We start from the raw sequence: 12607 nt of genomic DNA on the forward strand, positions 1-12607 counted from the left end.
TAGTATAAAATTTTATGAATATATAATAAAATTCATTTATAAACACACTGAATGACAATAAGAATCTTCGGGTTGAAATACAATGTAATTGTCAAAAACGTATGTTCAAATTGAGTATCTATAGTTTTCAGTAAGAAGAGTTCAATAGTAAGTTCAAATATCCATGCAGATAGTAATATCATCAGAAAAAGTGTATAATTACAAGGAAAGAATTCGATGAAAAAATTTATCTATGCAAAAAAGTATTGATGGATTGAGAGGGGATCAGTATGAGGGTTGACAAAACTTGCAAAACTTGTGGATTTGACTCTAATGGTGTGTGTGGTATGTATAGCACATGTAAGGAAGACGAAGAGTGCGATGACTGGGAAGCTTCTTTGGAGTATTATACGGAGATTACGAAAAAAGCACCTTGGTATATTAAGGGACCTTATGATAGATGTAAAATAAGTTATGAAAAATTTCTGGATCTTTTACAACAGGATGAACAGGGAGTCGGTGTAGAAATAAATATTTATGATGCGATTGAAAAAGTATATGAATTAAATTCGGTAGAACTAGCAGGGGTGTTAGATGTGTCTATGGGAGTGTTGGGATATGCCAGCACTCAAAGAACGATACCAAAGAGAAAAAGACAATTTTCAAGCAGGCTACATATTCCGGAAAGCTTCTTTGATGAGTTTTTATCTACACAACTGGATGCATTAAAGAAATGTAGAGAAGAATTTCGTGATTGTTATGGGGACGAGCTGATAGAAAAATTTAAGCAAAATGGTTATGCTGCAATGGAAGCAAAGATAGAAAAACAAAATGCAGTCGATAAAATAAAAAATGAAAAGTATAGGGAAGAAAACCAGAACAGATATCAGTATAAGGAGAAGACAAAAATGTACCATGATCTATCTGATGATTACAAATCCAGGGACTATGTGATTGCGATAACCTTAAAAGAAGGCGATTATTATGGAAATATATTCTATGAATACAGCTCTGGAGGATATGGCTTGTCTGTGGACATAATGGAAGATATTTTGCAATTTATTGAAAATCTGGATTGTGAAGAAATCAATGAGTTAAACGAGGAAGGTCTCTTAAATAATAATATAGCCTTGCAAGCAGACATAAATGGCAAGGATATTCATTTTGAACTGAGAAATGATGCAGGAGAAAAGCTCGAAAAGACAATCCCGGAAGATGAATTGCAAAAATACATTGTTGGTTATGAAATGATCCGGTGCGATGGACGTGGAATGAAAAAGGAACGCAGAAAATGTGGTTCCTGCGAAAATTTTACACCGATAGAAGGCTGTGCAAAAGGAAACTGTTCTGTTAGAGGTGATATCATTCAGAGAAGCAGAATTATATGTTCCCATGATTATGTGTTGAAAGCAGATAAAGTATTATGTTAAAATCGTCTCGTACTATCAATGGAAAAGATGATTGTATAGATTTACTATAGGAATTAGAATATATAAATTGTAAGGATATATTGTGTGATATTGCACTTTATATGATAAAAACAAGATAAAAACGCAATGCATATTTTTAAGATATGCTAGAGCTGGTAGGTAGCCCAGCCGTCCTATGTAAATAGGGTAAGTAACCTGCCCCTCCGGGTTGTCCATTCTTTGTTCAATTCATTTTAGGAGGGATTTTTATGGACAAAACAAATGGAAAACTGACGGTATATTTTGAAGAACCATTTTGGGTAGGCGTATTCGAGCGTATTGAGGATGGTAAATTATCTGTAGCGAAGGTAATATTTGGTGCAGAACCAAAAGATTACGAAGTGCAGGAATATATTCAACAATACTATTTCAGTTTGAAATTCAGTCCGGCTGTTGAAACTGTTGTAAAGGATATAAAAAGAAATCCGAAACGGATGCATCGAGAAGTAAAAAAGCAGACAATAGGGACAGGTATTGGCACAAAATCGCAGCAAGCATTGAAGTTACAGCAGGAACATAACAAACAGGAGCGTAAAGAGAGAAATCGCAAGAAAAAAGAGGCAAAAGAACAGCGAATGTTTGAGTTGAAACAGCAAAAGAAAAGAGAAAAGCATAAGGGGCATTAAAAGCCTCTTGGGCTTTAACTCAAATCGGAATTTGTGGAGAGATTTCCTGAACTTTCCTTATTTTACAGGCTTTTCAGCCCATTAAATAGTGAAATGATATGTATTTTCCCTTATTTTTGCCCTTATGCGGAATCCGCAAGGGAAATAAGGGAAATTTTTAGTTAAGCATTGCTCGCTACTTTATCAAGAAGTCTTGCGGAATCCCGTTTTGCTTTTCTTGTTGAGTGAGCGTAAATATTCATTGTGGTACTGACATCAGAGTGTCCTAACAGTTCCTGTACATCTTTCGGTGCAGCTCCATTGGAAAGCAGATTGCTGGTATAAGTGTGACGCAACTGGTGAAAATGGAAATCTTCAAATCCTTCCAGCTTCTTTGCCACTGATCTGCATACAATGCTGAGTGTACTCGGCAGTTCCAAAGAGCCATCTGGTCGCAGGCAGACAAAGGAGATTTCTTTGTAATCTGTCGGGACTTCCTGTGTTCCGTCAAGATGATAGTATTCATAATATACCCTGTTTTTCACATGCACTTCTTTGTAGTAATTGCGGTGATATAATTCGCCATACTGCATCCGGTTTTTGAGCTGTTCTTTTCTGGCAGCTTTCAGTATTTCAGTCAGCGTATCTCCAAAATCAACAATCCTTACTTTTTTCCGTTTCGTTGGTCCGATAATATTTTTGTGTTTCATGCCGTCGTAGCGGATACTGCGTTTTATGGTCAGGCATTGTTCCTCAAGGTTAATGTCCTGCCATGTAAGACCACAGGTTTCCCCGATACGGAGCCCGGCATAATACGCAATTTGAATCGGAAGAATAGCAGGTGGATTTTTCTTTTCCAGATATTGGATAAGCCGTTCATAATCCTCATGTGAAATCGGCTGTGTACCTTCTTCCACTTCATCATCGGAAAAGAGGTCAACTTCCTCTGCCTGCTTTTTCAGCTTAATATACTGCATCGGATTGAAACTGATTAACTGTTTTGGAAATACTGCAAAACGGAATGACTGCTGTAACACTGCGGAAAAAGAATGGATATAATCTTTGCTGTATCCCTTTTTTACTTTCCCGTCTGGAAACTCACCACCGAATGTAAGCAGATCAAGAAATGCCTGTAAATGTTCGGCAGTAACTGTTTTCAGTTTGCGGTCTGCAATCGGGTGTTTTTTGATACATCGGATTGCACCAAGATAATTTTCCACTGTACCGTTGCTGAGTGTCCCAGTTTTCAGTTCTTCTTCTGCCCACATATCCAGAAGTTCCCCTACGGTAAGATTATCTGCCTTTGCAACAAACTTCTTATCTTCGTAGTCTTCCAGTGCCTTGCGGAGAAGCTTTTCCGTCTCACTTTTACTTTCGGTTCCGGCGTATTCTTTCTGAACCATTTTACCGCTTGCATCTTCTACATAGAAACGATAGTACCATTTTTTTCCTTTTTTTCTAACAGATCCTTTTGCCATAATCGTATGTCTCCTTTCGATATCAGACAATCGGAACTGCTGAAATGCTTCTTGCGTGTAGGCATCTTATGGACAAGTCCATAAGCCAATTCGCCGCTCGTCAAATCTGTAAACAGCTTGACTCGCTTGCGCTCATTGTATCATAACTCCGATTATCTTACTATACCGATTCAGAATCGTCATACATAACTTCGGATAAAAGATTTGCAAGCCTTTGTTCTGCCGCTTCCGGTTTCTTTGAATAGAGCCTTACAACATCTGCCATATCATTAAATGCGTTGACAGTATGTGTGATCTCCCTGAGAAACATAATCTCATTATATTCATCTTTCGATTCAAATCCCATTACTTTGGCAATGTCCGCATCTTTGGTACTGCCTTTGTAATTTTTACAGGCGAACTGAAACGAATCCAGAAACAGTTCATATTGCTTTAACATTAACAGCAGTAAGTCTTTAGAAAAAGCGTCTTCTGTTTTATTGAGGTCAAGAGGAAACTGTTTGAGAATGTCGCCCATCGCATCACGAATCTGCAATTCTTTCTTATCCGTAATATCAGTTTCATATTCATCGGTTTCCCCTTTGAGCCATTCAATCGATACATGAAGTGCTTCCGAAAGACCTTCCAGTACCATCTTTTTGGTATTGTCAATCGAACCATTCTCATAACGCAGGATTGTGGAAGCGGTAACTCCCATCTTCTCTGCGACATAAGGCTGTGTCAGATTTAATTCCAGACGGCGCTGTTTTGCCCTGCTGCCAATCAGCTTGCGTAGTTCTTTATCTTTCATGCTGATGTGCCTCCTTTTTCGGTATGTCATTACTATACCACGCAACAAAATATATTGCAATATGCAATTTTAAGAAAAGCAGAAAAATTTCATAATGCTTGACAAAGCAATATAAACACGCTATACTGACAGCACAAATGAAATTGCATAATGCAATTCGAAAGGAGGTGGTCATATGACGCAAAGAAAGATTGCCTTATCTATTGAGGAAGCTGCTGATTATACGGGAATTGGCAGGAACACCCTGCGAAAGTTGGTAGAGTGGAAGAAACTTCCGGTATTGAAGGTTGGGAGAAAAGTCCTGATCAAAACGGATATGCTGGAACTTTTTATGGAAGCCAACGAGGGCAGGGACTTGAGGGATAAGGGAAATGTGAAAGCAGTCACAAGAAACGGTTCAACTTAAAAAAGCGGTTCCCGAAGAAACCGCCAAAGGTTCTATCAGACCGGAGTCATGATATACCTACACGCAAGCAGATTATACCATGTACTTCGTCTGACAGACAACAGGAAACTTATGTTTGGAAAAAAAGAAAGGACGATGATATTTATGGCAAGATCAACAAAGAGTTATGAGGAGCGTATGCTCCAGTTGGAAAAGAAAGAACAGGAAAGCCTTGAGAAAGCAAAACAGTATGCAGCACAGAAACGGGAACTGAAGAAACGTCAGAAAGATGTGGAAACCAAAAAACGGACACACAGGCTCTGCCAGATTGGCGGTGCAGTGGAATCGGTACTGGGTTCTGCGATTGAGGAAGATGATATCCCAAAGCTGATCGGCTTCTTAAAAAGGCAGGAAGCAAATGGGAAATTCTTCTCAAAGGCAATGCAGAAAGAGCCAGTTGCAAATACGGAGGAAGTGTAATGCCGGAGGGAGTGGAGTTTCCATTCCCTTCATTGCTTTTTTATGAAGGGCGCACTTATGGACAACCAGAGGTCGTCCGTATAAGTTTGCCACAGGTGGCAACCGGTCTGCGCTTACGCTTGCCGGGCTCGTTCCGTCGGCGGGGCTTTCAGCCAGACCTGCTCATGCCGCAGGAGGCACTCTTCGCCAGAGGGGCACATTCCATGCAGGCTGTTATGCACAGGGCACTCTTACGCAGAGGGTGCTCCGGCAGATACCATTTTCTTTTAGGAAAAACGTTACCTGCCGGAAATCAAAGCCGGATACGGCAGAATGGGGGAAACGGAGCATGGCGATTTTTCATTATACAGTAAAGATTGTTGGACGCAGCAAAGGAAAATCCATCATATCGGCGTCTGCTTATCTCAATGGCGATGTGATGAAAAATGAAGAAACAGGCAGGATCAGCTACTATACTTCAAAAAAAGAAGTCGTTTATACCAGCCTGCTGATGTGTGAAAATGCACCACAGGAATGGCAGAATGTACCTGCTGAAAATATCAGACGGTTCCAGAAATCTGTCCGATATAAAAGGGCAGATAACCAAAATGCTGCACTGGAAAAATTCAAACTTACTTTTCAGAAGCAGCGTTTATGGAATGAAGTCTTGAGGATAGAAAAAAGTTCAGATGCACAACTCGGCAGGTCATTTGAGTTCTCACTTCCGAAAGAATGGAGCCGACAGGAACAGATTGATTATACAACTGAATATATTCAAAAGACCTTTGTAGATAAGGGAATGTGTGCGGATTGGAGTATCCACGATAAAGGAGATGGTAATCCCCATGTGCATTTATTGGTGACGTTGCGACCATTCAATTCAGACCACTCATGGGGTAACAAAGAAATCAAGGATTGGGAGTTTGTCAGAGATGAAAATGGAAATATTGTGGTGGATGAATCCCATCCGGACTGGTGGCAGGATAAAAAGAACCCTGACCGTCATGGAATCCGAATCCCCGTACTTGATGAAAATGGAGTCCAGAAAGTCGGGACAAGGAACCGCAAACAGTGGAAACGTGTATTAACCGATGCTACCGGGTGGAACAATCCGAAAAATTGTGAGCTATGGCGGAGCGAATGGGCAAACGTCTGTAATGCACATTTGAAAACGGAAAATCACATTGACCATCGTTCTTATGCAAGGCAGGGAAAATTAGAGATACCGACGATCCATGAGGGCGCAGATGCCAGAAAAATTGACGAGAAATTTCAAAACGGACAGACATCCTCTACTTCATGGAAAGTAGAGGAAAACCAGATCATAAAAAGACAAAATGCACTGCTGGATAAAATACAGATTTCTTTTGGAAAAGTATCCAGTGCATTAACACAATGGAAGGAGCGATTGCGTGACATTAGAAGAAAGCCGGGAAGTCATTCCCATGATGGAGACAATGATAAACCAGATCGAGGAACAGCAGAATCTTATGGCAGAGATGGTACAGGAATTGCAGGAACGGGACAGGCAGCTCCTGTCTTTTCAGGAGCAGAACCAGAGTTTAAAAAGCTTAAACAGCGAATTATCCAGGCTGCTAAATCTTTTGCCAGATACAGAAGAACTGCTCTCACAGATCGAGCAACAGAAAACCAGAATCGAACAGTTGGAAAACGAGAATCAGCAATGGCAGGAATTAACGCAGAAGCTGAACAACGAGAACAGCTTATTGCAGAAACAGAACAGCGAATTGCTGACCTTAAACAGCAGATAGAGAAAGCGAGGGAGATCGATGAGCGAATGCAGAAACTTAGAGAACGTCGGGCAGGTGGAAGAACTTCTGCTGATGACCGAACAGATGCAGGACGAACTGGATCAGAAAGACCAGACAATCCAGGAACTAAACAGGCAGCTAAGCGAATCGCTGACCTTGAACGAGAAATTGAACAGCGAAAACAGAGCCGAGAATATCGAAGCATTGCGGACAAGATTAAGGCAAACAGAGGAACGATTGACCAGCGAGACAGACAGCAGGAAAAGAGCCGACGCAGAAGCCGTGGCATGGAAATTTAAGTATGAAAAAGCAGAGCAGGAAAAACTTTATGCACAGACACACCAAAAGACGGTAGAGGTAGCTGTTGAGAAAAAAGTGCCTTATGAGAAATGTGAAAAATGTGACCGTACTGCTTACCGGAAAGCAAAAGAAAAATGCGATAGCCGTAAAAGCCAGTTAGAAAAGAAATATAAAAATATGACGATTGGTTATGAAAGTATCTTGTTTCTACTGGCATGGTACAGCATAACAACAACACTGTTTACTGCGATTCTTTCGCCGGTTTTCCTTAACGACTGTATCGTCTTTTTCGGTGCGTTAGGAAAAGGAATGGGAAGTTTATTTCGGGAGTTTGTGACAGGTGCAGACTCTTTCGGACAGTTAAGCAGTGGAATACCTAACAGTATTCTTTCCGGGATTGTGTACTGGCTGATTGCCGGTACTGTCATGGCAATTTTATTCGTAATAACCGGGTGGCTGATAATCGGGATTGGTTATCAGGTAGGAAAAATCTACCGGAAATATTGTTGGGATATCATCAGTATCGTGGTAGCGATAACGAGTACAGCTGTTGTAATTTACTTTGGAGAATGGATTAAAAACGCTAATCCGATAAATCTTATTGTATTGCTATTACTGTCGCATATTATTTATATTGGAATCAGATGTTATGTGAAAGACTGGATGGAAGAACGAGGATATTATTAAAAGAGGACAGGGAAATTTCATAATCTTCCTGTCCTTAGTAAGGGACTATTGATTGTTTATATAAAGAAAAAGTATATAAATAAATCTTGACAATTAGTACGAACTCGGACTATAATACAAAAGTCCGGATTCGTACTAATTTAAGGAGGAAAAAGATGAGAAAAGATAATAATATGATAATACAGTTGCAACGATATTATGCTTTATGGAAAGAATGTACAGCAATGTATGAGGAATGGTCAAAGGATCAGGGACTGTCTTCAAATGGAGTTTTTGCTTTGTATTCATTTTATGAAAGTAATGGAAGATGCACGCAGAAAATGATAAGTGAAAAATGGAATATACCTAAGCAAACGGTAAATACGATACTAAAAGATTTTCAGAAAAAAGGATACATCAATATGGTATCTGATGATTCAGACAAGAGAAATAAGCTGATATGCCTCACAGAATCAGGAATGGAATATACGAAAGATATCATAGAAAAACTGCACTCAAAAGAAATATATGTAATCGAAAAAATGGGATTAGAGAATATAGAAAGTCTTAATGATAATACAGAGCTGTTTATCAGACTTTTCAAGGAAGGAGATTGTAAGAAAAATGAATCATAAATCATTATTTTTTAAATATGTTATTCCATCTATTATAGCATTTGCATTATCAGGAATATATGCGATAGTGGATGGATATTTTGTAGGCAATACCATAGGAGATGCTGGACTTTCGGCTATTAATATTGCATATCCGATTGTGGCTTTGATTCAGGCTCTTGGAACAGGAATTGGTATGGGAGGAGCTGTTTATTACTCAATTAATGCAGCAGAAAAGAAAGGAAAACGGGCAGAAGAATTTATTGCTACAAGCTGGTGGCTTCTTGTAATAGTAAGTGTTATCAGTACCATAATTATTTACTCCTTTTCGTCTAAAATTTTAGGATTGCTTGGAGCAGATGGAATTATATTAACAAATGCGACAGATTATATCAAAATTATAGCACTTGGAGCAATATTGCAGATTCTTGGAACTGGAATGATGCCATTCATTAGAAATTATGGAAACTCTTTCTGGTCAATGTTTGCGATGGTTGGTGGATTCATAACCAATATTGTTCTGGATTTTATCTTTGTATGGATATATGAAATGGGCATGAAAGGTGCAGCCACAGCTACAATAGCCGGACAGGGTGTGACTGCAGCAATTGCAATCATATACGCATTATATAATAAAAAGTTTTATGTGTATGTATCCTTAAAAAATGTAAAAGAAATGTGTGGCGCTATATTCAGAGTAGGTCTTGCACCATTTGGGCTAGCATTGACTCCTAATATTTCATTGGTGTTTATAAACCGATTCTCCGCTTCTTATGGGGGAGAAAAAGCTATTGCAACTTATGCATGTGTATCCTATATTATCTGTATCATATATCTCATATTGCAGGGCGTAGGTGATGGAAGTCAACCTTTAATGAGCCGTTTTTATGGTGAGAAGGATCAAGAAAGCCTGAGAGGAGTTCAGAGAATGGCATACATTTTTGCAATAATTCTTGCTGTTTGTGGTGGAATTATCATGTATGTAAACAGAGCAAATATTGGAGGGGTTTTCGGAGCTTCTTATGAAGTAAGTATTGAGATTTCTAAAATTGTACCTATATTTTTAGTGTCATTACCATTTGTTGCGATTACCAGAATAGCGACAGCTGGATTTTATGCTACTGAAAAAAGTGGATTGTCATACATTCTTACATTCATTGAACCAGTATTGATGCTGATATTTATGCTTGTTTTACCACCTTTATTTGGTGGACAGATTATGATATGGTGGAGTACGGTATTGGCACGTGTTTTTTCAGCGATTCTGGCATTCATACTAATAAAATATTGCGAAAAGGGAGATTTGCAATATGGAATACAGAAAATTTAACAATCAGATAGTAGCAAGAATAATCTAGGTTTATCTATTGTATTTTTAAGGACAGCCTCATAGCAATAGGGCTGTCCTTTTAAAATTATGAAGCTAATTTTTAATAAATTCTAGTAGATTTTGATTGGAATAATCATAACTCTAATGAATCTTCAGCATCTACCCACATCTGTAAATTCCCATCAAGATATAACCTTGCATATTCTAATGGCTCATCGATTGCAAGCGATGTCAAAGCACAATCAGATCCAGGTGTGGTTCTTAAATTTTTTTCTGCTTCCCAACAATCAATACGGAGTATATAGCCCGTATTAGTATATACATCAATGCTGTTGCACTGTGGATTGTATTCTGCAAATATTGTTCTCATCGTATCCCATCTCCTTATCATTTAATCAATCAGTAGTAGCAAAAATTAAGAAGCATTTCAATCAGTTCACCATGTCACTTTTATTTTGTGTTATACTGTCTTATAGATTTTTCTTGCCCTTGTATTTGCCCTTATCAGAGTGCATAAACACTGATGGGACGATATAACACAAGGGAAATAATAAGGGAAAGCTCACCTGCGACAAATCCAGTGTTTTCAAGGGGTTGCGAAGAATTTAATAATAAAATATAACAGTTATTAAATTTCTTAAAACAGGTGAAATCTCAATCGGAATTGACCGAGCGCATTGGGCGAGAGATACTTCTTGTTTGAATGGCAAGAAGATGGAATTGAGAGTTTAGAAAATTGGAATTCAAGGAGCATATAGATGAAATTAGCAGATTTAGCAACAGGTTCTGATTGGATAGTGTGGATTGTCTTTGTAATATTTGCTGCACTTTCTATAACTTTACTTTCTGGACACGGAAGCTGGTTTATTTCTGGATATAATACAGCTACAAAAGAAGAAAAGGAAAAATATGATGAAAAGAAGTTATGCAGAACAATGGGAATTGGAATGTCTATTATAGCAATTCTTGCATTAATTATGGGCGTGCTTGAAAATATTTTGTCTGCATTTTTTGTATATATTGCATTGGGAATTATTTTGATTGATGTCGCGGTAATTATCATTTTGGGAAACACGCTATGCAGAAAGTAATAACTTCCAGTTAGTTGAGATGTTGCAAAATTTGGAATCAGGAGAGAATAAGAATGATTAACAATTTGATGTACATTGAATTAAAAACAGGATATTCTGATGATGGTCCGGCATGGATTGGATATGTCAAAACTTCAAAAAGTAAGAAAACAATCTATTTTAATGACCATGCCTTTCAGAAAAATATTGGTAACTATGCAAATTATATAGATATTGAGAATGGTGATAAATATTGGATTTCCGGACTGAAAAAGGAAGAGAGCAATCGTCATTGGGCAGGACATGGAAAGATTATGATTGATCGTAGAGCTGTTAATGAATACCTTTCCCTGATTGGTGAAAAGGAATTGCCATTAAATCTGTTTGAAGTAGTTGATATTGAAGATAGATTTCCGGTTAAAAGAGTAAAAGAATTATTGAATGAAAAGAAATAGCAATGCCAGCAGTCTTACAATATTGAGTTTAGAAAAATTGTGACATTCTCACATATGACCGAGCGCATTGGGCGAGAGATACTTCTTGTTTGAATGTTGGAATGATTATAGGTATTTGTTTTCGGTATGAAAATACCGTTTATTTATTCCAGACATAAGATGTCCGGTTGAAAATTAACGGATTCTCGTTTTATGTCGTGGTAATTTTGGTGCATATTGGTAAGCTGTAAGTGGAAGAGAGGTAGAGATATGGATACAAAAAAGATTGGAGCTTTTTTAAAGCAATGTCGTAAAGAAAAGAATCTTACGCAAGAACAGCTTGCCGAGAAGTTTGGGGTATCTGCAAGAACAGTTTCCAGATGGGAAACAGGAATAAATATGCCAGATCTCAGTGTACTTGTTCAACTTGCTGAATATTACGATGTTGAGATGAGAGAGCTCCTGGATGGAGAAAGGAGCCAGACTATGAATAAAGATATGAAAGAAACACTGGACAAAGTTGCGGTGTATGAAGAATGGGTGAAACAAAAAGCATTAAAGGCTGGAAATCTTGCATTTGCATCAATGTTTGTGATTGGTGTGTTAGCGATTATTATTCAGATGCTATTAATGGTGGATACTCGTTTGGTTTTGGGAGAGATAGTAACTGTCTTAGTAGGAGGAATCCTATATGTAGCTATTATGGTGTATAATGGAATATGGGATAAATGCCTGCCAAAAAGTGCTGCTATATGGCGAAATTTTCTCACCAGTGTAATATGTGCAGGAATTTTTACAGTCATCTATGGTATATGTTTATTTAGAATGGGAGCTACAGAAACACAGATAACACGATTGGCATTGGGATTTCTGATAGGTATTACTATTGTGTCATTTATTATTCTTAGGACCTTAGCATTTATTAATCGAAAAAGAAATCAGAATTCACCAAATGTTCAGGAGAGAAAAGAAACTTCCCAATCTAAGACAGAATGGACAAAGATTTATAATGCACAGAATATAGTAGAGACAGAACAGCTCGTAGAAATGTTAAAGCAAAGTGAAATAGAAGCTTTTTCCCAGGAAGCAGGTGCGAATGTTGCAATGCATGGAGCACCTGGATTTGGAATATATGGTGTGAATATATTCGTGAAAACCGATGATGCAGAGAAAGCAGTACAGCTGATCAAGGAGATTAATAACCAAGAGAATGAAGAAATTTTTTGACATTGTCACATATGCGTGCTAATATGATT

14 protein-coding genes are annotated in these 12607 nt (G+C 38.1%); 11 read left to right on the top strand and 3 right to left on the bottom strand.

What is annotated here, in order from left to right:
* The first annotated feature begins 269 nt into the window (after positions 1-269).
* A complete protein-coding gene (locus DWW77_RS02360) occupies positions 270-1409 on the top strand; it encodes a hypothetical protein (RefSeq protein WP_118607977.1) in 1140 nt (379 codons plus the stop codon).
* 248 nt (positions 1410-1657) lie between these two features.
* Positions 1658-2074 (top strand): YjdF family protein, encoded by a 417-nt coding sequence (locus tag DWW77_RS02365; protein WP_015525019.1) that lies wholly within the window; start codon positions 1658-1660, stop codon positions 2072-2074.
* A gap of 161 nt (positions 2075-2235) precedes the next feature.
* On the opposite strand, the gene DWW77_RS02370 is transcribed toward DWW77_RS02365, so the two are convergent.
* Positions 2236-3531 (bottom strand): tyrosine-type recombinase/integrase, encoded by a 1296-nt coding sequence (locus tag DWW77_RS02370; RefSeq protein WP_009321335.1) that lies wholly within the window; start codon positions 3529-3531, stop codon positions 2236-2238.
* 160 nt (positions 3532-3691) lie between these two features.
* Positions 3692-4321, bottom strand: coding sequence for a helix-turn-helix domain-containing protein (locus DWW77_RS02375; RefSeq protein WP_009243739.1), 630 nt, complete (start codon positions 4319-4321; stop codon positions 3692-3694).
* 175 nt (positions 4322-4496) lie between these two features.
* On the opposite strand from DWW77_RS02375, the gene DWW77_RS02380 reads away from it, so the two are divergent.
* From DWW77_RS02380 to DWW77_RS02410, 6 genes are all read left to right on the top strand, one after another.
* On the top strand, positions 4497-4727 hold the full coding sequence (locus DWW77_RS02380; RefSeq protein ID WP_002578307.1) for a helix-turn-helix domain-containing protein: 231 nt from the start codon (positions 4497-4499) through the stop codon (positions 4725-4727).
* Positions 4728-4871: 144 nt separating this feature from the next.
* Positions 4872-5186 carry a DUF3847 domain-containing protein gene (locus DWW77_RS02385; protein ID WP_002578306.1) on the top strand — a complete coding sequence of 105 codons (315 nt, stop codon included), beginning with the start codon at positions 4872-4874 and terminating at the stop codon, positions 5184-5186.
* A 328-nt stretch (positions 5187-5514) separates the two neighbouring features.
* Entirely contained in the window at positions 5515-7236 is a 1722-nt protein-coding gene (locus DWW77_RS02395) for a MobA/MobL family protein (protein WP_109214826.1), read from the top strand.
* Positions 7175-7924 carry a DUF6040 family protein gene (locus DWW77_RS02400; RefSeq protein WP_009243742.1) on the top strand — a complete coding sequence of 250 codons (750 nt, stop codon included), beginning with the start codon at positions 7175-7177 and terminating at the stop codon, positions 7922-7924. Before DWW77_RS02395 ends, DWW77_RS02400 begins: the two co-directional genes overlap by 62 nt.
* A gap of 155 nt (positions 7925-8079) precedes the next feature.
* The gene (locus DWW77_RS02405; protein WP_108817235.1) at positions 8080-8538 is read left to right on the top strand and encodes a MarR family transcriptional regulator; all 459 of its coding nucleotides are present in this window, start codon (positions 8080-8082) and stop codon (positions 8536-8538) included.
* A complete protein-coding gene (locus DWW77_RS02410; RefSeq protein ID WP_109214827.1) occupies positions 8528-9847 on the top strand; it encodes an MATE family efflux transporter in 1320 nt (439 codons plus the stop codon). Before DWW77_RS02405 ends, DWW77_RS02410 begins: the two co-directional genes overlap by 11 nt.
* Before the next feature lie 133 nt (positions 9848-9980).
* Here DWW77_RS02410 and DWW77_RS02415 read toward each other — a convergent pair whose 3' ends face one another.
* Positions 9981-10238 (bottom strand): DUF6061 family protein, encoded by a 258-nt coding sequence (locus tag DWW77_RS02415; protein ID WP_009321643.1) that lies wholly within the window; start codon positions 10236-10238, stop codon positions 9981-9983.
* Between the two features lie 367 nt (positions 10239-10605).
* Here DWW77_RS02415 and DWW77_RS02420 point away from each other — a divergent pair, with 367 nt between their 5' ends.
* The 3 genes from DWW77_RS02420 to DWW77_RS02430 all read left to right on the top strand — a co-directional run bounded on the left by DWW77_RS02420 (position 10606) and on the right by DWW77_RS02430 (position 12578).
* A complete protein-coding gene (locus tag DWW77_RS02420; RefSeq protein WP_118571113.1) occupies positions 10606-10938 on the top strand; it encodes a DUF3784 domain-containing protein in 333 nt (110 codons plus the stop codon).
* A gap of 53 nt (positions 10939-10991) precedes the next feature.
* Positions 10992-11372 (top strand): mannose-1-phosphate guanylyltransferase, encoded by a 381-nt coding sequence (locus tag DWW77_RS02425; protein WP_118511413.1) that lies wholly within the window; start codon positions 10992-10994, stop codon positions 11370-11372.
* Positions 11373-11621: 249 nt separating this feature from the next.
* A complete protein-coding gene (locus DWW77_RS02430) occupies positions 11622-12578 on the top strand; it encodes a helix-turn-helix domain-containing protein (protein WP_118607978.1) in 957 nt (318 codons plus the stop codon).
* Positions 12579-12607: the final 29 nt, after the last annotated feature.

The organism is Ruminococcus sp. AF17-12 (assembly GCF_003479245.1).
GTDB classification, from domain to species: Bacteria; Bacillota; Clostridia; order Lachnospirales; family Lachnospiraceae; genus Blautia_A; species Blautia_A fusiformis.